Annotated in this window: 12 protein-coding genes and 1 pseudogene; 6 read left to right on the top strand and 7 right to left on the bottom strand. The window is 70.3% G+C overall.

Annotated elements, in window-relative coordinates:
- Positions 1-24: 24 nt before the first annotated feature.
- The 4 genes from AB0C30_RS39920 to AB0C30_RS39905 all read left to right on the top strand — a co-directional run bounded on the left by AB0C30_RS39920 (position 25) and on the right by AB0C30_RS39905 (position 5493).
- The gene (locus AB0C30_RS39920; protein WP_357953819.1) at positions 25-1086 is read left to right on the top strand and encodes a sugar ABC transporter permease; all 1062 of its coding nucleotides are present in this window, start codon (positions 25-27) and stop codon (positions 1084-1086) included.
- 97 nt (positions 1087-1183) lie between these two features.
- Positions 1184-1924, top strand: coding sequence for a carbohydrate ABC transporter permease (locus tag AB0C30_RS39915; protein ID WP_357953817.1), 741 nt, complete (start codon positions 1184-1186; stop codon positions 1922-1924).
- Entirely contained in the window at positions 1921-3699 is a 1779-nt protein-coding gene (locus AB0C30_RS39910) for an alpha-galactosidase (protein ID WP_357953815.1), read from the top strand. Before AB0C30_RS39915 ends, AB0C30_RS39910 begins: the two co-directional genes overlap by 4 nt.
- Positions 3700-3777: 78 nt before the next feature.
- The gene (locus AB0C30_RS39905) at positions 3778-5493 is read left to right on the top strand and encodes a right-handed parallel beta-helix repeat-containing protein (RefSeq protein ID WP_357953813.1); all 1716 of its coding nucleotides are present in this window, start codon (positions 3778-3780) and stop codon (positions 5491-5493) included.
- Positions 5494-5527: 34 nt separating this feature from the next.
- Here the strand turns inward: AB0C30_RS39905 and AB0C30_RS39900 are convergent, their stop codons facing one another.
- The 3 genes from AB0C30_RS39900 to AB0C30_RS39890 are packed head-to-tail and all read right to left on the bottom strand — an operon-like array spanning position 5528 to position 12788.
- Positions 5528-8314 carry a hypothetical protein gene (locus AB0C30_RS39900; protein ID WP_357953811.1) on the bottom strand — a complete coding sequence of 929 codons (2787 nt, stop codon included), beginning with the start codon at positions 8312-8314 and terminating at the stop codon, positions 5528-5530.
- Positions 8311-11463 carry a DUF6493 family protein gene (locus AB0C30_RS39895; protein ID WP_357953809.1) on the bottom strand — a complete coding sequence of 1051 codons (3153 nt, stop codon included), beginning with the start codon at positions 11461-11463 and terminating at the stop codon, positions 8311-8313. Before AB0C30_RS39895 ends, AB0C30_RS39900 begins: the two co-directional genes overlap by 4 nt.
- The gene (locus AB0C30_RS39890; protein ID WP_357953807.1) at positions 11460-12788 is read right to left on the bottom strand and encodes an SWIM zinc finger family protein; all 1329 of its coding nucleotides are present in this window, start codon (positions 12786-12788) and stop codon (positions 11460-11462) included. The genes AB0C30_RS39895 and AB0C30_RS39890 overlap by 4 nt, the downstream gene beginning before the upstream one ends.
- 191 nt (positions 12789-12979) lie before the next feature.
- Between AB0C30_RS39890 and AB0C30_RS39885 the strand changes: the two genes are divergently transcribed.
- Both AB0C30_RS39885 and AB0C30_RS39880 read left to right on the top strand, forming a co-directional pair.
- On the top strand, positions 12980-14569 hold the full coding sequence (locus AB0C30_RS39885; RefSeq protein WP_357953806.1) for a flavin monoamine oxidase family protein: 1590 nt from the start codon (positions 12980-12982) through the stop codon (positions 14567-14569).
- A 14-nt stretch (positions 14570-14583) separates the two neighbouring features.
- Positions 14584-15213, top strand: a complete 630-nt coding sequence (locus AB0C30_RS39880; protein ID WP_357953804.1) for a Rid family hydrolase — start codon at positions 14584-14586, stop codon at positions 15211-15213.
- Between the two features lie 49 nt (positions 15214-15262).
- Here the strand turns inward: AB0C30_RS39880 and AB0C30_RS39875 are convergent, their stop codons facing one another.
- From AB0C30_RS39875 to AB0C30_RS39860, 4 genes and pseudogenes are all read right to left on the bottom strand, one after another.
- Positions 15263-18427, bottom strand: coding sequence for an amidohydrolase family protein (locus tag AB0C30_RS39875; RefSeq protein WP_357953802.1), 3165 nt, complete (start codon positions 18425-18427; stop codon positions 15263-15265).
- A 159-nt stretch (positions 18428-18586) separates the two neighbouring features.
- Entirely contained in the window at positions 18587-18919 is a 333-nt protein-coding gene (locus tag AB0C30_RS39870) for an iron-containing alcohol dehydrogenase (RefSeq protein WP_357953949.1), read from the bottom strand.
- Between the two features lie 30 nt (positions 18920-18949).
- Positions 18950-19391, bottom strand: a pseudogene (locus tag AB0C30_RS39865) (iron-containing alcohol dehydrogenase); the annotation flags it as partial.
- Positions 19392-19510: 119 nt separating this feature from the next.
- Complete coding sequence (locus AB0C30_RS39860; protein ID WP_357953800.1) at positions 19511-20395, bottom strand: intradiol ring-cleavage dioxygenase; 885 nt, start codon at positions 20393-20395, stop codon at positions 19511-19513.
- Between the last annotated feature and the right edge of the window lie 29 nt (positions 20396-20424).

Here is a 20424-nt window from a genome sequence, read left to right as displayed (position 1 = left end):
GATCGCGTAGAGGGGGATCGCGGCATGTCAGGCATCGTGGATGGGCTGTCGGGATTCCTCGAACGGCTGCACGTCGACGAGGGGCTCAGGCCCATCCTCTCCCTGGTCATCATCTTGGCCATCGTGTTCGGCCTCATCGGCGCCGGCCTGTGGGGCGCCCTCCGGGCGCGCTGGATCTCGCGGAACACCGCCGCGTTCTGGCTCTTCGTCTCCCCGTGGATCGTCGGCTTCGTGATCTTCACGGGTGGGCCGATGGTGTACTCCCTGGTCCTGTCCTTCATGGACTGGGACCTGATCGATCCGGCGAAGTTCACCGGGCTCGCCAACTACAAGGAAGCGCTCTCGGACCCCGCGCTCGGTCAGGCGATCAAGGTCACCCTGACGTACGCCGTCGTGAGCGTTCCCCTGCAGACGCTGCTCTCCCTGGGTGTCGCGCTCCTGATGAACGTCCGGGTCCGCGGGGTCAACGTGTTCCGGACCATCTGGTACCTGCCCTCGCTCGTGACGGGAGTGGCCCAGGCTGTGCTGTTCATCTGGGTCTTCCACCCCAGTTACGGCCTCGTCAACGGGGTGCTCCGCCTGTTCGGCGTCGACGGACCCAAGTGGCTCTTCGACGCCGACTGGGCCCTGCCCGCGGTGATTCTCATGAGCCTCTGGACGGTCGGCGGGAACATGATCATCTATCTCGCCGGCCTGCAAGATGTGCCGAAGAGCCTCTATGAGGCGGCCTCGATCGATGGCGCCGGGCGCCGGCACTCGTTGTGGCACATCACGCTTCCCCAGGTGAGCCCCGTCATCTTCTTCAACGTGGTCACGGGTCTCATCGGTGCGATGCAGACCTTCACCCAGGGCTACGTGGTCACGCACAACGGGGGCGGCCCGTCCGACTCGCTCCTTTTCTACGTCCTGTACCTGTACCAGAACGCGTTCTCCTTCTTCCAGATGGGATACGCCTCCGCCCTGGCCTGGATCCTGTTCGCCATGATCATGGTGCTCACGGCGCTGGTGTTCCGGGGGAGCGCTTTCTGGGTCTACTACGAATCGCAACGGCCGAGGGAGCGGAGGCGGCGTGTCCATGCCAGCTAGTGCGGAGAGGGCGCGACCTCGGCCGCTCGGCCCCAGGGTCTTCGCGGTCACCCTGCTCGTGGTCGGGTCCGTCGTCTTCGTCTACCCCTTCCTCTGGATGATCGCGACCGCGCTGCGGACGCAGGCGGGCGTGTCGCAGGGCGGGGTGTCGCTCTGGCCCATCCAGTGGCAGTGGTCCAACTTCTCCGACGGCCTCGGCTCGTTTCCCTTCTGGACCTACCTGCGCAACTCGGTGCTGAGCACGCTCGTCCCGGTCGTCGCGGTGGTCTTCTCGTCCTCGCTCATCGGGTTCGCGTTCGCGCGGATCCGGGTCCGGGGCTCCGGGGTGCTGTTCGCGATCGTGCTGTCGACGATGTTGCTTCCCGGAGAGGTGACGATCGTCCCGCAGTTCATTCTTTTCAAGAATCTCGACATGATCGATACGCTGTGGCCGATCATCGTCCCGACCTTTTTCGGCTCCTCGTTCTTCATCTTCCTCTACCGGCAGTTCTATCTGCGATTGCCGGACGCGCTGACGGATGCCGCCCTCATTGACGGCGCGGGCTGGTTCCGCATCTGGTTCTCGATTTACCTGCCGCTTTCCCGGCCCATCGTCATCGCGACCGCGGTGCTGCAGTTCATGTCCTACTGGAACAACTTTTTCCAGGCCGCGATCTATCTTTCGACGGAGCGGTGGAAGACGCTGCCGCTCGCCCTGGCGGGTTTCCAGTCCGTACACGGCACGAACACTCCACTGCTGATGGCCACCACCCTGGTGGTCACCTTTCCCTGCGTTCTTCTTTTCTTCTTCGCGCAGCGTCACATCATCGGCGGAATATCATTCACGGGGATCAAATGACGGAAATCGAAACGCCTGCCACGGGTGCCTCCTGGCTACCGGGGTGGACCCACTCGGAGCCTGAGGCGCCTGTCCCGCTGGGCGCCGATCACTCCGGCGCGGGGCTCCTGCTGCGGGCGACGCGGCCGGGTGGCGTGCGCGAACTGCGGGGCGGAGTCTTCGAGGTCGTGTTCCGCACACTGGGCGAGCCGCTCAGTCTTACCGTGACGATCCCCGCGACCGACGCAAGCGCGTGGTGGCGTCCGGGCAGCACCGAGCCGCACGCGACGATCCCGCCGTCGTGGGGGGCGCCGGTCGACGCGACCGCCCTGCGGGGCCTTCCGCTCGGGGCCCTGCTCGGCTCGCGCGACGTCACCCGTCTGGTGTACGCGGTCGACACCGGGCATAGCGAGACCCAGGTGCTGGCCGGCCTGGTGGAGGAGACCGCCGACTTCGTGATCAAGATCGCTGTCGGCGGCTCTGGTACGCCGGGCGACGTGCGGCTTCTCCTGGACGTGTCCGGCGGCACCTTCGCGCGAGCCGTTCCCGATGCGGGGCGCTGGCTCCAGGGGGAGGAGGGCCATCGCGTGGCGCCGGGGGCCGCGGACCCGGTCCTGTGCACCTGGTATTTCGCGCACCAGCACGTCACGGCCGCCACCGTACTCGCGCAGGCCGATCGCGCGGCCGCGATGGGGTTCGGCACCGTGATCGTCGATGACGGCTGGCAGACGAACTCGCACGGCCGCGGATACGGATCGTGCGGCGACTGGGAGGTCGCGGAGGACAAGTTCCCCGATGCGGCCGGCCTGGTCGAAGCGTTGCGCGCCCGAGGGCTGCGTACCGTGTGGTGGATCGGCACACCGTTCCTGGGCTATCGGGCGAAGGCCCGCGACCTGGGGCTTTCGACGCTGCGCGACAAACCCGAACTGGAGGCGGAGGTCCTCGACCCGCGAGACCCCCTCACCCGCGCCTACCTGGTCGGGCGGATGGAAGAGATCATCGCGCGGACGGGGGCCGACGGCCTGAAGCTCGACTTCCTGGAGGAGTTCCAGGACCAGGGGGCGCCGGGGTCCGTGGCCGCGGCCGTCGACACCGTGTCCGAGATCGTCGACAGGCTACGAGGGCTCGGAGCCGAGCCGTTGATCGAGTTCCGGGAGCCGTACATTCATCCGGAGCCAGCCCGGTACGCCTCGATGATCCGCGTCGGCGACTGCCCGCTGAACGCCGTCCAGAACCGCGTCGGCATCCTCGACCTGCGCCTGAGCCGGCCCGGCACGCCGATCCACAGCGACCCGATCATGTGGGCCGAGGGCGACAGCCCGGAGCGGGTCGCCCATCATCTGATCAACTCACTGCTGGGCGTACCGCAGGTCTCCGTGGACCTGACGCGGCTTCCCGATGGCCAGTCCGAGGCGCTCACGTTCTGGCTCAGTGTCTGGCGGGAGCACCGCGACCTGCTGCTGCACGGCCGGCTGGTGCCCGAGCGCCCCGAACTGATGTACCCGGTGGCCCGCGTTCACGACGGCGGGCGGCACTTCGTCGCGAGGTACGCGCCGCACGCCATCCAGATTCCGGCCGGCGACTGGACGGAACTGCTGGTCGCGAACGCCGACGACAGCTCCCCGATCCTGCTGAACGAGGGGGACGAGGTCAGCGCCGGCTTGGAGATCTGGGACGCCAGGGGGCGGCGGGTCGTCGACGGGGAGATCGTTCTGGCCGCCGGACCCCACGCGCTGGCCATTCCCTCCGGCGGGCTCGCCCGGTTGCGCCGGGCCCGTTCGATGCCCTCGACATGACGGAGGCGACCTGCGGGCCGGGAGCCAGGCCGCACGCACGGCTGGTGCTCGATTTCGTCGGCGAGGGGGTCTAGCTCGGTGCCGGCGACGCTGGACGTCACCGACTTCGGGGCGGCTCCCGGCAGCCGCTCCGATGCCGCGCCCGCGGTCGCGGCCGCGCTCCGGGCCGCCAGTGCCGTGGCGGGGCCGGTGGTCCTCCGATTCCCTCCGGGCGACTATCACTTCTGGCCGGACGGCGCTCAACGACGCGAGCTGTACGTCTCCAACACGGTCGGGGACGATCCGCGGTACCGCGAGAAGACGATCGCCGTACTCGTCGAGGCGATGGACGATCTCGTCATCTCGGGGGAGGGCGCCCGCATCCTGCTTCATGGGCTCCAGACGACCTTCGCCGTCATCGACTCGCGGCGGGTGCGCGTCGAGGGACTCGAGTTCGATTTCGCGGTGCCGACGGTCGTCGACGCCACAGTTGTGGACGCGGGCGTCGAGGCGGGGCGGGCGTACCGGGTGATCCGGGTGCCCGAGGTCACGCTGTTCTCCGTCGAAGGGCGCTCGATCCGCTGGCACGGTGAGGCGCTCGGCTCGGGCGCCGTCGCCTGGGAGGGCCGTGACGCGCTCGAGTACACGCAGATCCATGATCCGTCCGCCCACAGGACGCGGCGCGGCCCGAACCCGCTCTTCGACGACGTCCGGTCGATCAAGGCGGTGGGGGACCGCGAGATCCGCATCGACTACGACCGCGGCGAGGAACCGACCGACCTCGGTGTCGTCTATGAGATGCGCCTGACGACACGTGATCATCCCGGCGCGCTCGTGCTCGACAGCTCCGGCGTGAGGTTGTCCGGGCTGCGTTTCCGGTTCCTGCACGGCTTCGGCGTCGTGGCACAGGCCAGCCGTGACGTCACGATCGAGGGCTGCGAGTTCAGAAGCCCACCGGACAGCGGGCGGCACACGGCGGGTTTCGCCGACTTCGTCCAGTTCGCCGGATGCTCGGGAGTGGCGGCCGTTCGCGACTGCCTCTTTGACGGGCCGCACGACGACCCGATCAATGTGCACGGCACCTACCTCCGCGTCGCCGATCAGCCTGATCGCCGCACGCTGGTGCTCGAGTACGCGCATCCGGAGACGGCCGGGCTCCCGCAGTTCTCGCCCGGCGACCTGGTCGAGATCGTCGAGCGGGAGACGCTCCAGCCGATCGCGACCGCGACGGTGGAGCGCGTACGGCAGCCGAGCGGGCGGGACCGCGCCCACCCGCTCAGGGTCATCGTCCTGACCGTCGGCTCCGAGCTGCCCGGCGACCTCACCGGGCGGGCCGCGGTGGAGAACGTGACCCGGACGCCGGCCGTACACATCGCCCGCAACGTCTTCCGAAACGTGCCCACGCGCGCCGTGCTCGTGACCACGCGGTGTCCGGTGGTCATCGAGGACAACCGGTTCGAACGCCCGGGAATGGCCGCGGTCTACGTCTCGGGCGACGCCGCCGAATGGTGGGAGTCCGGGCCGGTACGCGATCTGATCGTCCGCGGAAACGAGTTCGTCGACCCGGGTGGGCCGGCGATCTTCGTCGATCCGCGGACCGACTCCGCGTACCCGGTTCACCGTGGCGTGGTCGTCGAAGGAAATCGTTTCGTGCTCCGTGACGTCCCGGCACTCGACGCCAAGAGCACCCAGGGCATTCGCTTCAGGGACAACAGCATCGCGCGCTCCGGGCCGGAGGCATGGGACGTCGTCCTCCGATCGTGCACGGACGCGGACATCGATGAGCCGACGCTGAGGGTCACCGATCTTGGATGAGCGACACCAGCGGCCACCGCCGTCGCTGAGCCGATCAGGCCTCCCGGGTCAGGAACTGGTGGAGGCTCCGGCAGGCCCGGGTCAGCGAGGTCGAACCGCGTTTCCTCGCGTGAGCCGTCACCTCGGGGATCTCGCCCCGCGCGCCGGCCCACATGGCGATGTCGGTGGCCAGCACGACGGCGTCGGTGTGCGGACGCTGGGCCCGCTCGCCCTCACCCGGGAGGAAGGAGGCCAGGAAGTGGCGCAAGATCGTCCATACCTCGACGTGCGCGCCCTGCTTGGCGGCCAGTTCCAGTGAGGGCAGCGCGGGGCCGGCCTCGTAGCGGGTGCGGCGGCCCAACAGGCCCAGCAGGCGGCCCGTCTCGGCGGCGGGGAGCGCGCCCTTGGCCGCCAGCTGAAGCAGTGAGGGCACCGCGTCGTCGCCCTCCACGGTGAGGAAGTAGGCCAGCACCAGGGCCGTCGCCGGTCCGGACGCGCCTTCGGCCAGGGTCAGGTCGCGGAGGTCGTCGATCGCGATGTCAGGCGGGTCGAAACGGTCGATCAGGCCGAACGCCAGATGGGCCGCCGCGAGCTCCCGGTGGTGGGGCGTCATGCCGGGCCAGAAGTCACGTGACAGGCGCCGAAAAGGGTGCATCTCGGGCGCGGTCAGCAGGGCGTCAATGTGGGCGAGACCGGTGGGCTCCACTGGTCGCCAGCTCACGTTGGCGATGCCGCGCTGGTCGAGGACACGGTCGTCGTAGGGCACGACGTGGGAGCCGAGGTCGAGGGTCCAGGTCAGCTCCACCTCCGGGGGTGGGGGCGCGCCGCGCTCGAACCAGCGGGCCACCACCGCGGCGGCCGCCGAGCCGATGCCCTGCGCGCGTACGGCCAGGTCGGGGGCGGGATCGGGTGGGAGGCGTAACAGAGCCTGTTCCAGATCGAGCGGGAGCGGTTCGCAGCCGGAGTGCGCGCACATGGCCAGGCGGTCGAGCAAGGTCTCGGGATCGAGGTGGCCGTCGGCACGGGTGGGGGTGGCCAGCAGGACCGGGGGCAGGGCTCCGGCCTTCGCCGCGCGCAGGAGTTCGTCGAGGCGGGACAGGAGGAAGGCGTGGGGGCGGGCGCACTCCCGCAGGCGGGGGAGGCGGTTCCAGGGGGCGGGCGCGGGTCGCGCCGTCGGGTCGTAGAGGTCGGTCTGGACGTCGACCGTCCGCAGCATCTCCTGGAAATAGTCGGGCATCTCGTGGAGCGGGACGACCGTGCGGAGGCCGGGGAACAGCTGGAAGGCCGTGGCCGCGACGTTCACCATGCTGTCGTACAGGGCCTCCCCGAGACCGCCGGACAGGCCCTGCCCCTCGAAGATCGTTTTTCGGTACGACGGGCGCTGCCTCGGCGGACGAGACATGGGCGGCCCTGGATCTTCGCCGGGGTTGACGAGTTCCCTGGCCAGCGCGGTGCACCAGTCACGCGGGGACTGCCACGTCGGCCAGTCGTAGAGCACCGGCCGCAGGTGTTCGCCGAACCGCCGGGCCAGCGTCTCCTTCAGGGAGTCCGGGTTCGTATGCGCTTCTCGCGTGACCGCCGCCAGCCATGCCTCGATGTCGATCCAGCCGATCTCCTCCGGCGGGCCGCTCTCCAAGCCGGAGGTGGGGAACGGGCCGGGGATGGTGGCCTCCGGCAGGCGGCCGGGGGTGAAATCGCCGGTCCAGCCTTCGGTGAAGCGCTCGAGGAGTTGCCGGGCTGAGGCCGGGGGCAGCAGTTCGGCCGCCTCCAGGATCGGCGCGGGGTCGGTGAGGTGGCCGGCGTGCTTGAGGGTGAGGGTGACCGCGCGGTCGCGTACCTCGTGAGAGGTGTGCGCGTACGCATTGGTCAGCGCGGTGACGTGGTCGGCCACCCGTTCCGGGTGATGGCGGAGGTCGCGGTCGAGCCAGGTCAGGCCCTTCACCGCGAGCTTGGCCTCCTGGCGAAAGGTCATCGCCTCGATGGCCTCGGCGACGTCCGCCGGGTCGAGCCGTGCTTGGCGTACCTGCTGCCAGGCCAGCTCGGCTATCGGGCCCGGCGCGGCGGGCAGCAGACGCAGGTAGTCGCGCAGCCGCCCGGCCGACTCCTCTGGCGTGGGCGCCACGAGTGTGTGCAGCCGGACGAAGAAGCGCAGGTCCCGTACGTCGCCGCCGAGCAGGAAGCGGCTCACGCAGCCCGTGATGATCTGCTCGCGCGGCAGCGTGCGGGCGGCCAGTGCCAGCCAGCGGGACGGCTTCGGGGTGAGCGTCTCGTTGACCAGTGCCCGGCCCGCGCCGGCCGCCTCGAAGATCTTCGGAAGCAGGTGGGGCGTCAGCGGGTCCTTGGCCACGCCCACCGCCGACAACCAGGCCGCCACCAGCGGCTCGTGGTCGGGTGGGGTGGCCTCGCCGTCGCGCAGCAGTGCCAAGGCCAGCGGTACGATCCGGTCGTCGGGGCGGCGGATGCGGCGCGCGAGCCGTACGGCCAGATCGGCCCGCCAGGCCACCGGACGACCGGAGAGCGCCTTCACCAGCCGGTGCGGGCTCGGCGCGCCGGACCAGCGGGGATTGAGGTCGCGCTTCATCAGCCAGGTGGCCGCCCCGGCCGGGCCGGGAATGGTCGCCGCGCCCACCATCATCAGCACCTCGGACCGCCCGGTGACCTGGTCGAAGGCGTCCCAGTCGGACAGCGGGCCCTCGCGGAGCTCGGCGAGCAGGCTCGGCAACTCGGCGGCGACGGTGGCCCGCTCGGCGTCGGTGAGCTTCGGCAGCCGCGACGCCAGGCCCTCGGCGTCGTGGTGCAGCACGAGATTCCTGATCTCGGTCCGGATGTCGTCAGAAGTCATGACGTGGCTCCGGTGAGCTGGGCGTGCAGGCGCTTGCACTCGTGGACGAAGCGGATCGTCCGGCGGCTGCGCGCGAACTCGGCGACGACCGGGATCTCCCCGCGCGCGCCGGTCCAGCGGGCCACGTCGGTGGCGAAGGCGACGAGTTCGGCGTGGGTCACGGTGATGCGCTGCCCCTCGCCCGGCAGTATCCCGGGCAGCAGGGCGCGCAGGATGCGCCACACCTCGTGGTGGCCGCCGGCGTCGGCCAGCTCGGTCAGGGCCGCGACGGCGGAGCGGGTCTCCAGCCAGGTGCGGCGCAGCACCAGTGCGAGCTGGCGGCCGATCGCCTCGGCGGGCAGTTCGCCCCTGGCGGCCATGCTCAGGACCAGCGGGATCATGCTGGGCACGTTGTCGGCCAGGAGGAAGGCGAGGATCACCGCCGTGGACTCGCCCATCGGGCCCTGGGCGATCTCCAGGCCGGTGATCTCCGCCGGAGCCAGCCACATGCCCCAGCCGCCGCGTGGCATGAAGGGCAGGAAGTTGACGGCCACGACCTCGCGGTGCGAGGGCAGCATGGCGGGCCACGCCCTGAGCGAACCGCCGAACTTGTTGTGCGTCCAATCGAACGGCTGGCGCAGTAGCACCTCGTCGATCAGCCGATGGCCGGTCGGGGCCGTCATCCGCAGCACGGGCTGCAGCCTGACCTCGGTGAAGTGTTCCGGTTCGCCGTCACCGAACTCGACCATGGACGCGCCGACCATGTGGCGCCACATGTGGCCGCACTCGGGATCGGCCATGCCGTCACCGGCGAGCCAGCGGGCGGCTGAGCGCGCCGCCTCCGAGTCGACCTTGGCGGCCCGGTCGGCCGCGGCCAGGTGGCTGCCCCGGGGCAACCGCAGCAGCGCCTGCGCCAGATCGGCCGGGAGCGGCTCCACGCCGGCGGCGGCGCAGGTCTCCAGCCGGTCGATCAGTACGTCGGGGTCGAGGTGGCCGCTCATCCAGGTCGGCGTGGCCAGCAGCACCGGCGGCAGGGTGCCGTCGCGGAGGGCCTCGGCGAGTTCCGCGTAGCGATGCAGCAGGAAGTCGTGGGGCGGGGAGACGTGATTGGGGTCGGGCAGGTGGTTGCGCCGCCGCCACTCGTCGTTCTCGGGCAGCGCCTCGGGCATGAAGGAACGCAGCCGGGGCGGGATGAAGACGACGGTCACCTGCACGAGCGGCTCGTTCGGGCCTGGCGGGGGTACCTGCTCCTCCGCCCGCATCGCCGCGATCCGGGCGGGGTCCACGCCGAGTTCGGCCATGCGCTCGTAGGCACGGTCGAGGATGAAGGACGGCATGGCCTCCACGGAGTCGTCGTACAAGACGCCGGGCCTCTTCCGCGCCGGACGAAGGTGATTCGGCGGTCCGTCGTCGGCGGGGCAGTCGTACAGGTGGATCCGGCCCTTGGTGAAGGGGATCTGCCGGTCGCCCTCATGGGCCACCGCCCCGTCCGGGCCGTCGTCGCTGGTCCAGGTGATGGAGAAGACGCGCAGTGGGGCGTCGTCGTCGAGGTAGCGGCCAGGCCGGTAGCCGCCCACAATGATCCCCCGGCGCCCCGGCTCCGGGTCGGGCTCCTCGCCACGGGTGAGGGCGCGTACTCTCACGGAGTGGCTTGCGTCGTCCCAGAACTTCTCCGGCTTGATCGGCGGTAGCTTCGGCACGCTGCCGGGGTTCACGAGCTCGGCGGACAGCGCCGACTGCCAGTCGTCGGGGTCGAGACGCACCTTGCTGGACCGCCATTGGCCCCGGTCCTGCTCGACTTGGGGCGTGAGCTTGCGGCGCAGCTTCGCGCGCTCGTCGGCGATCCCGGCGACGAAGGCCGCCAGCCAGTGCTCCTGGCCGATCCAACGCTCGTGGTAGTCAAGGGAGACCGACGGCTCGGGGAACCGTCGCGCCTCCGGCGGCTCGGGCAGCGGCGGGAACTCCTTCCGCTCCAGCACTTCCTCGACCGGAGTCTCCCCGCCGAACCGCTCGGCCAGCTTCGCGCCCAGGTCGGCGGGGAGGTGGCGGACGCCGTCGAGGATCGCCTCGGCGTGGTCGGCGAACAGGCCGACGTGTTTCAGGGTCAGCTCGGCCGCGCGGTTGCGCACGTCGAAGGACTTGTGCGCGTACGCCGTGGTCAGCGCGGTCACGAAGTCGGCGGCCGCCTCGGGCGTGGCCCGGATCGCCCGGTCGAGCCAGCGCAGACCGGTGGCGGCGAGCTTGGCCTCGTCCCGGAAGGTGAGCGCGTCGACCGCCTCGACCAGGTCGGCGTGGTCGATCGGCATGGCTCCGCGTACCTGCCCGGCGGCCAGCTCGGCGACCGTGCCCGGGGCCGACGGCAGCAACCGCAGGTAGTCGCGCAGGCGGGACGCGGACTCCTCGGGCGTGGGGTCGAGCAGCGTGTGCAGCCGTACGAAGAACCGCAGGTCCTGCGCCTCGCCACCGCGCAGGAAGCGGCTCACGCAACCGTCGAGCAGCTGCTCCCTGGGCAGCTCGCGCACGGCGGCGGCCAGCCAGCGGGTCGGCCGGGGCTCCAGCCGCTCGTCGCGGAGGACGCGGCCCGCGCCGTCGGCGTCGAAGACACGAGGCAGTAGTACGGGGGTCAGCGGGTCATCGGCCACGTTCGGCGCGGCCAGCCAGGCGGCCACCAGCGGGTCGTGGTCGGGTGGCACGGCGCCGGACTCGCGCAGCAGTGCCACGGCCAGCGGCGCGATGCGGTCGGCGGGACGGCGTACCCGCTGGGCCAGCCGGACCGCGACATCGTGGCGCCACTCCAAGGGGCGGGTGGCCGCCACGCGGCAAACCTGGGCGACGTCGAGGTCCTCGGCCCAGCGGCGGTTGACGTCGCGGCTGGTCATCCACGTCACGGCGGCCGCCGGGCCGGTGATGACGCCGACACCGGTCAGCAGCAGCGCGCCGGCCAGTTTGTCGAGCAGTTCGCCGACCTCCCAGGAGGCATCCTCCTCGAAGTCGTCGGGATACTGGGCCCGCACCTGCTCGGTGCGGGCGCGGCGCAGCTCCTTGACGAAGCCGGGCAACCGCCCGCCCAGCTCGGCGCGCTCCTCCTCGGTGAGCGTGACCAGCCGGTCGGTCAGGCGGGTGACCTGGTTGCGAGTGACCAGGTCGCAGATCTCCGTCCAGAGGGTCATCGGGAGACCTCCACGGCGGCGCGGGCGACGATCCGGGCGGCCAGCACGTGTTTGCACGGCCCGCGGGAGCCACGATGGTCCCACCACCACTCGCAGGTGCAGGAGCCGTCGGTCAGAGAGACCCGGCGGGCGCCACCCGAGGTGTGGACGGTGGCCAGCTCGCCTTCGAGGCGTACGGCGCCCGCGTCAACGAGCTTGCGCGCCTTGGCCAGCCGTGGGTTGAGCAGGAGCACGTTGTCCTTGTCATAGGGCAGCTCACGGTGGAAGTGGGTGGCCTCCGACAGGTCGTAGCCGACCCGCCCGGCGACGCCGAGCTGTGTCAGCGCGGCCCGCACCCGATCGGCGGGGATGCCCGCGCGGTCGGCCAGCAGGCCGATCTCGATCTCGGGCTCGAAGTTGAGCAGCATGCCCACCACGTCGGCGTCGTTCTCGGCTTCGTCGGTGGCCAGGTCGTCGAGCACCGCGCCCTCGCCGGAGAAGCCGCGCCAGCGCTCGGGCGAGAGGGTGAGCGTGTAGCGCATGCCCGGCAGCTCCAGCTCCCAGGCGCTGGAGGCGCCCTCGGCCGGACCGTACACCCGGAGGGACTTCGCGAAGCGCAGCAGCGGCAGGAGGGTGGCGAGCCGGTTGGGGCCGGCGAGCTGGACCGCGCCCGGAACCTGACGGTCGGAGGCCTTCAGCTCGCGCCCCGTCTGCGCCACCCATACCGTCTCTCTCTTGGGCAGCCCGCGCAGGAACCGTACCGCCGCCATGCCGGTCAGCTCACCCCGCTGGTCCATGCCCGAGGCGATGACCTGCACCTCGGCGAAGCCGCGTAACCAGCGCTCGGGCAGCGGCACCTTCTTCTCCACCACCGCGCCGTCCATCGTGGTCACGACCAGCTCGTCGAGCCCGACCCCCAGGTGCAGCGGGTCCCGCGCGCCGATGCGCGCCAGAGCCTCCCGGAGCGGCGCGTTCACGTCGACGTTGGTGGTGCCCCGGTCGAACACCTCGCCGTCGAGCGCGCCGCTCAGCAGGTCAAGCCGGGCGTACACGCCGCCACAGGCCGAGAACGACTCGAACCGCAACCGGTCTCCATTGCACGTCACCACCGGGTCGCGCACCCAGCCGGGCCGCGCCTGCGGCTGGTGATAGCGGGCCAGCGCCACATCGGCGACGCCGAGCAGGGCCGCCGCGGCGGGGGCCGACTGGGTCACCACGCCGCTGAAGAACCGGGGGGCCACGGCAGGGCCGGACAGGGCCCGGCCGCCGGAGGTCGCCAATCCGAGACGACCGTCGACAAGGGAGGAGGGCGCGGCGTAGGTGTACGCCTGCGTCGTTGAGGTCATGGCCGGGACACTAGATCGCCCCACCGACAAACCTGTGGGCATCCATTGACGCTCACGCGGAACGCGAGACCCAGAAACCTCACATTCCCCTATAAACACGATGATCAGCTTGAAACACACAAACAACACAACAAAGGACGACCAGCAACAGAACCCCCCAAGACTCACCTACAGCAAAATCTTGGAGGTACGTGTTGGGGTACAGCAGACGCGATTTCCTGTCCGCCGTCGGTGTTTCCGGCGGTGCAGGGGCGCTCTTCGCGACCATGGGCGCGCTCGGCCTCGCGCCCACCGCCGAGGCGGCCGCGAAGGAAACTTTCGACCCGCCGCAGCAGTCCGACTTCTCGCTCACCGGGAGGTCTGCGAAGAAGGTGGTGATCCTCGGCGCGGGGATAGCCGGTCTTGCCACGGCGTACGAGTTGGGCAAGGCGGGCTACGACTGCACAATCTTGGAGGCGCTCGACCGGGTGGGCGGCCGGAACTGGACCATCCGCGGCGGTGACCGCGTGACCGAGCTGGACGGCTCCTCACAGGTCGCGAAGTTCAGTGACGGTGTCTACCTCAACGCGGGACCGGCCCGGCTGGCGCAGTGGATGGTCACCATGGACTACTGCCGCGAGCTCGGCGTGGACCTGGAGGTCTTCACCAACTCCAACGCCCAGGCCTACATCTACCACCAGAACATGCAGGCCCCCGTCCGCTGGCGCACCGCCAAGGCCGACGTATATGGGTACGTCTCGGAGCTGCTGTCGCGGGCGACCGACGCGGGGGCGCTGGACGCCGCGCTCACCGCGCAGGACAAAGAGCGGCTGATCGCCTTCCTGTCGAGCTTCGGGGCGGTGGGGAACAAGGCGAGCGGATTCAAGTACTCCGGAGGCGACCGCCGCGGCCACAACGTGAACCCGGGCGCGGGTGAACAGCCGGGCACGCTCCTCGAGCCGGTGCCGTCGCTGTCGGAGGTGCTGGCGAGTGGCGTCGGGCAGCGGTTCTCGTTCGAGTTCGGCTACGAGCAGGCGATGCTGATGTTCCAGCCGGTGGGCGGCATGGACGCGATCCCGCGGGCCTTCGCCGGCAAGATCGGGCGGCAGCGGATCCGGCTGCGCGCCAAAGTTACCAAGATCACCGATCTGCCGGACGGCGTGGAGGTGGAGTACCAGGACCGCCACGGCCGTACGCAGAAGATCAAAGCGGACCTTTGCGTCGCGGCGATGCCCCCGCACATCCTCGCCAAGACCGCGCACAACCTCGGCCCGGACGTCCAGGCCGCCCTCGCCACCCCGACCGCCACGAACGCGGGCAAGATCGGCCTGGAGTACCGCCGCCGCTGGTGGGAGACCGACGAGGACATCTACGGCGGCATCACCGCCACCGACCTCGACCTAGCCACGATCTGGTACCCCTCCTACGGGTACGGCACCTCGCGCGGCATGGTCGTCGGCTACTACAACTTCGGCGCCCAGGCCGACGCGTACGCCGCGCTGAAGCACGCGGACCGCGAGCGCCGCGCGATCGAGCAGGGCATGAAGATCCACGGCGCGAAATACCGCGACGAGCTGGCATCGTCGGTGTCCATCGCCTGGAAACTCCAGCCGCACATCGAGGGCGCCTGGGTGGGCTGGCCGTCCCGGCAGGGCGCGTACCAGCTCCTCAACAGACCGGCCGGGCACGTGCACTTCGCGGGGGACTGGCTGAGCTACATGATCGCCTGGCAGGCGGGTGCCCTGGAGTCCGCCCGCAAGGTCGTCACCGAGCTGCACCAGCGCGTCATGAGCACCTCCTGAGAGGACACCTCCGCATGAAGATCCGCACCATCGCCCTCTCCGTGGCCGTCGTCCTCGTCCTCGGCACCGGTACGGCCGCCGCCAACCCCACCTGGTCGCCCCGGCCGCAGGAGGTCAAGCCCTTCCTCCCGGCCGGCACCACCAACCCCTCGATCGCCGACGGTGTGGCGCTCGGCAAGCAGGTGGCCTCCTACACCGCCAGCGGCCTGGGCCCGGCGGCGGCCAACACCGGGGCTCCCGCCGACTCTCCCGAGCGCTACATCGACTTCCCCGGGGCTACTTTGCCCCCTGGCGTCACCATCACCGAGGCCCAGGCACTCAACGTGCTCAAGCGCATCAAGGCGAACCTCTCCGCCGCTGGGCTGGGCCTGGCCGACGTCGTCTCCATGCGCGCCTATCTGGAGAAGCCTCCCGGAGCCGAGTCGGCCGACTTCACCGGCTGGAACCGTGCCTACCGCCAGTTCTTCGCCAACACGGACCTGGCCACCGGCCAGCCCGTACCCGTCCCCCTCGGCACCGCGCCCCCCGCCTCGCCCATGGAGGTCAACCCGGCCCGCCCGGCCCGCGTGACGATCGAGATCGCCAATCTCCCGGTCGCGGGCTGGCTCGTCGAAGTGGAGGTCGTCGCCGCCTACAAGCACTGACCACAAGCACTGACCGCCGCACAGGGTCGCAGGCGTGTGATGCGCGCGCTCAGTGGTCGTGGCAGCAGGCGACCCGGGCTGCCTCGAGTTCGGCGGGGTCGTTCCACCAGTGGCTCGCCGCGCTCTGGTGCACGGGGACGCGGTCCTTGACCTTGCCGGAAGGTGCGGCGGCCGCGGGTGTCGCCTGAGTGGTGGAGGAGGACGGATAAGGCGCGAGGAGCTGCTCGACGGTGTGGTGCCTCCCGCCGACGACGACGGCGGTGACGTTGGCGGCGTCCTCGATGCGGGACAGCGGGTCGCCGTCGATGATGGCCAGGTCGGCGTACATGCCCTTGGCGATCCTGCCCAGCGGGAGGCCGAGGTAGGCCCCGGACGTGCTGGTCGCTGAGGTGAGCGTTTCCCGCGGGGTCAGGCCGTACTTGACCATGGCGCGCAGGTTCATGTGCAGGCTGATCCCGAGGTGATCGATCGGTGCGTCGGTGCCTGCGGTGACCACGCCGCCGCCGCGGATCATCGCCGTGAGCTGCGCGACCTGGTTGGCGAGGTTCGTCCGGATCACCTGGACCGCCGTCGGGTCGGCGGTCTGGGCCGTGGTGACCGTCGCCCGCAGCGCGGCCATCCGCCAGTTCGGGTAGAGCCGGCGGACTCGTTCGTCGGTGACCAGCGAGGTGTCGTCCCGGTAGAGGGTCGAGGAGTTGAACAGCGTGGGGGTTCTGGCCATCTTCGAGGCGTTGAACATGGCGATGACGTCCGAGTAGGCGGAGCCGACGTTCGTGACGGTGCGTGAGTAGCCGAACCGGTTGGTGGCGCCGACATGCTCGGTCTGGTCGCCGCCCATGGCGATCGCCGGATAGTGGTAGTGCGAGCTGACCGGCTTGCCCTGGCGGTGGGCCCAGTCGATGACCTCCCTGTGCCAGACGACCGGCAGCCGTACGTAGCACTTCATCATGTCGTAGTCGAGGGCGGCGGCCCGCCGCAGTTCGAGCAGCAGCTGGTCGTGGGAGTACGTCGGGCGCATGAAGTTGTAGTAGATGCGCGGGCCGTCGATGGCCTCGCCCGTGCCCAGGTAGCGCGGTGCGAGCCGGGCGCCGGACTGCACCGACTCGCGCTCCTCGACCATGTGATACGCCGGTGAGCCAGGTGAGCGCGTCGTGGTGACGCCCAGGGCGAGCCACAGCGGACCCTGTCGCGATCCGTACGCGTAGCCCTGCATCTCACGGTGATGGTGGATGTCGATCAGGCCGGGCATGACGAACCTGTCGCGGGCGTCGATCCGGGCGCCGGGCCTGCCATCCCGGTGCGGTTCGATCGCGGTGATGCGCTGGCCTCGTACGATGATGTCGACGTCGCGGACGACGCTCTTGGAGACGCCGTCCCACATGCGCCCGGCGTGAATGACGACCTGATCGGGGCCGGTGTCGTTGCGCCAGGTCAGCTTCATCGGAATCGACCGGGCGGGCTTGCCGTCGAGGCGCACGCTCTTGAGACGTCCCTCGTTCAGGTAGAGGAGGGTGACCGAGCCGCCTGCCCAGACAGGGGCGTCGGAGACGTCCCGGGTGACCTGACGGGCGCTGCCGGTGGGCCGTCCGTTCTTGTCGACGGGCAGGACCCACAGGAGCGATTCCATGGCGAAGGCGAGCATGGTGCCGTCAGGGGACCAGACGGGGCCGTCGTCGCCACGGGTCTGCAAGGACCGGTGTGGCGCGGGGTCGATGTACGTGCCGGCGCCCGTGGCCCGGTCGACGAGCAGGATCTTGGACAGTCCCTCACGGTAGCGTCGTGAGTACGGCACCACCGCGGCCAGCGCGAGAGTCTTGCCGTCGGGTGACCAGGTCGGGCGGCCTGGTTCGAAGGTGGCGTCGAAGATCTTCTGGAGGTCGCCGGTGGAGACGTTCACCGCCCACAGGGCGCCGTCCTGGTCCAGGTAGGCGATCTCCTTCCCGTCGGGTGACCACCGGACCGACAGGGCGGCCGAGTCGGTCAGATGGGTGATCTGCCGGTCGGCGCCGGTGCTCAGGTCGCGGACCCAGATGTTGAGGGTGCCGGTGCGGTCGGTGACGAATGCCAGTTGCCGCCCGTCCGGGGAGAAATCCGGGTCGGCTTTCCACCAGTGGTCACGGAAAAGCGGTTCCGGCGTGCCACCGCCGCGCATCAGATAAATGTCGTTGAGCGCGCGGAAGGCGATGGCGGACCCGTCCGGGGACACGGCCGGGCTGCCGATTCCGACGACGGGGAATGACCCGGGCTCGTCGAATACGCGGACCTTCTTCTTGTACTTCGGAGTCGTCGTCGTCAGGGCGGCGGTGAAGCCGATGGTGCCGACGGACGCGGAGTTGAGGCGGCGGACCTTGATGGTGCCCGCTGAGGTGTAGTAATAGCGTCCGTCCGGGGCGAACCGGGCACGGAACGGGAAGACTTCCTCGCCGGTGACGAGGGTGCCCGCGGTGCCGGCCAGATCATTGGCGCCCGAGTGGAAGAGGTGGTAGGCGAGGTCGGTGCCGTTCGGCAGCCAGGACGGCTGGTGAATGACCTGTCCGGCGGGGACCGTGACCGCGGTGGCGCGCGTGCCGGTGGCGACCTCGATGACGTCGATCCTGGTGTCGGCCACGACGAACGCGATCTTGCTCCCGTCGGGTGACCAGGCCGGCTCGTACTCCTCGACGGGGGTGTCGGTCAGGACGCGGGTCGCTCCGGTGGCGACGTCGAGCAGGTGGATCCCGTAGCTGCCCCCGGCGTCGGAGGAGTAGGCGATGGTGCGCCCGTCGGGGCTGTAGCGGGGCTCGCGGTGATCGAACGGGCCGGTGGTCAACTGGGTGATCGCGGACCCGTCGGGCCGGATCGTCCACAGGTTGAAGACGCCGTCGCGGTACGACTGGAACACGATGGTGCCGCCGTCCGGGGACCAGTCGGGCTGGGCGATGTCGTACAGATCGCTGGTGAGCCGGCGGGCGGTGCTCCCGGAGGCGGAGCAGACCCACAGGACACCGAGCAGGTCGAGGGCGAGCAGGCGGCCGTCGGGGGAGGGTGCGACGGCGTAGTCGGTGCCGGAGACGACGGCTGTCTTGCCGGCGTTCTCCGCTACGCCTGCCCTCGCCGGTGCGGCCGGGGCGAGCAGGGCGGCACCGGCGCCCGCCAAGACGGCCCGGCGGGACGGGCGTGACATCGATCCGGAGGCGGAGGTGAACGCGTCGGGAGAAACCGGCGAGTGAGACATGGGGGGATTTCCACTCCACTATTCACGCATGGTCAGGTGGCCGTCGAGCAGAGGCGGGCTGACGCGTTCAGTGAGGGCAGTGGGACCTGGTTGACCAAAGTGCGTGCATAGGAATGTACATACGTCGGTCAACAGAATTGGTCAAGAGGAGCCGGTGGCTCAGCCTGAGTGATCGAGATTGGGAGGCTCGCCCGCCCATGCGGTACGCAGGAGTCCGGTCAGACCTTCCGCGGTGACCTCGACCGGGTTGGCGTACGGGTTGGCGAGCACCTCGTCGACGATCCGGGGGATGTCCGTCTCCGCCATTCCCAGCTGCCGCAGCGACCGCGGGGCGCCGAGCTCGCCGGCGAGTTCCCACAAGCGGCGCGTCGGGTCCGGGATGTCGCCGAGCGCGCGGCGCAGCGCGGCCACGGCCTGTGGCGCGCCCGGCTGGTTGTAGGCGAGAACGTGGGGGAGGACGACCGTGTGCGTGGGGGCGTGGGGAAGGTTCAGCGTCGTAGAGCACGCTGACCGGCAGGACGCGCGGGTCCCGGCCGGTGCGCTTGCGTCCGTTATCGGTCAGCCCCCAGATGGGCGTCATCTCCGAACCGGCGTAGGTGGTGGGGACGGCGAGGACCGGCAGTCCGTGGGCCAGGACGACCGCCTTGCCAAGGCCGATCGCCGAGCCGCCGCCGACGGCGACACAGCAGTCGGCCTCCAGCGCTCGGGCTCGGTCCCTGGCGAGGTCGGCGATCTCCAGCGGGACGTGCATGCGGGCTTCGGCCAGGAGACCCGCCGAGCGGTCTCCGAGCGCGTCGGCGATCATCCGCCCGGTGGACTCCTGCTCGGGGCCGCAGAGGACCAGCGCCCGCCGGTGTCCCAGGCGTTCGATCTCCTGGGGCAGCGACTTCACGGCGCCGACGCCGAAGACCACCCACACCGGATCGGTGGGCGGAGCCCCGATCTCGGTTCTGCGCCAGTACATCGAGCAGCAAAGCCGACCGGTTTAAGGCACGCTCAGACGCTGGAGCGCCTTCCCTCGTGGGCCTTCACCCCCGGCGTAAACGCCGGAGCACTGGCCCACATCCCGGTAGATGAACGGGGTCACGGCCGGGGCTCCTCAGGTCGGAGCACCACGTCGAAGTGGACGGTACGGAACGGGTTGGGCAGGCCGGCCTCTGCCGCCCGGGCGGGGTCGTCGATGGTGGGGAACTCGCGTACGAGGCTGTCCTTCACACCGAAGACCGCGTCGGAGTCGATGTAGGGCGTGTCCGCGACGAACAGGTGGGTGATCAGGGGCCGGAAGCCGGTGGCCCGGACGTCGAAGTGCACATGCGCGGGCCGGTTCGGGTGGCGCCCGGTCGCCTGGAGCAGCCGGCCGACGGGCCCGTCGGAGGGGATCGGGTAGTGCCGGGGCACGATCGACCGGAACCGGAAGCGTCCCTCGTCGTCGGTGGTGAACAGCCCGCGCAGGTTGCGCTCGGGTTGCCGCTCGGGCTGCTGTACGTCGTAGAAACCGTCCGCGTTGGCCTGCCACACGTCCACGGCGGCGCCGGGCACGGGAGTGCCGTCCGTCGCCCTGACCGTACCGGTGACCAGGCACGGCTCGCCCTTCCCGTCCAGCGCGATGTCGGCGCCGAGCTCACGCGGCGGCGACTCGACCACGTGGAACGGCCCCTCCACGGTCGACTCCGTGGCCTCGCCCGCACGGTTGTTCATGGTCTCGACCAGCATGGACACGCCGAGAACGTCGGACAGCAGGATGAACTCCTGCCGGACCGGCGTACAGGTCGCGCCCACCTCGGTGAGGAAGCCGATCGCCGCCGTCCACTCCTCGATCGTGGGCTCGACGTCCTTGACGAACGCGTGCAGGTGCCGTACGAGCGAGGTCATGATGGCGCGCAAGCGCGGATCCGGGGTGTCGGCGAAGGTCGCGGCGACGATCTCGGCGGAGTGCTCCTCGCTGAAGTGCGCCGCAAGTGCGGTCATGTCGGTGTGATCCTCACGTGATGATGTGA

Origin of the sequence: Nonomuraea sp. NPDC048901, assembly GCF_040649695.1 — a bacterium.
In the GTDB taxonomy this organism is placed as follows: Bacteria; Actinomycetota; Actinomycetes; order Streptosporangiales; family Streptosporangiaceae; genus Nonomuraea.
Note: the sequence above shows the minus strand (reverse complement) of the source record. Positions and strands in the feature narration are given on the sequence as shown.

Coding starts and splice junctions, on each gene's coding strand:
- AB0C30_RS39920 (WP_357953819.1), top strand. CDS start 25: ATGTCAGGCATCGTGGATGGGCTGTCGGGATTCCTCGAACGGCTGCAC.
- AB0C30_RS39915 (WP_357953817.1), top strand. CDS start 1,184: ATGATCGCGACCGCGCTGCGGACGCAGGCGGGCGTGTCGCAGGGCGGG.
- AB0C30_RS39890 (WP_357953807.1), bottom strand. CDS start 12,788: ATGACCTCAACGACGCAGGCGTACACCTACGCCGCGCCCTCCTCCCTT.
- AB0C30_RS39880 (WP_357953804.1), top strand. CDS start 14,584: ATGAAGATCCGCACCATCGCCCTCTCCGTGGCCGTCGTCCTCGTCCTC.
- AB0C30_RS39910 (WP_357953815.1), top strand. CDS start 1,921: ATGACGGAAATCGAAACGCCTGCCACGGGTGCCTCCTGGCTACCGGGG.
- AB0C30_RS39900 (WP_357953811.1), bottom strand. CDS start 8,314: ATGACTTCTGACGACATCCGGACCGAGATCAGGAATCTCGTGCTGCAC.
- AB0C30_RS39895 (WP_357953809.1), bottom strand. CDS start 11,463: ATGACCCTCTGGACGGAGATCTGCGACCTGGTCACTCGCAACCAGGTC.
- AB0C30_RS39860 (WP_357953800.1), bottom strand. CDS start 20,395: ATGACCGCACTTGCGGCGCACTTCAGCGAGGAGCACTCCGCCGAGATC.
- AB0C30_RS39875 (WP_357953802.1), bottom strand. CDS start 18,427: ATGTCTCACTCGCCGGTTTCTCCCGACGCGTTCACCTCCGCCTCCGGA.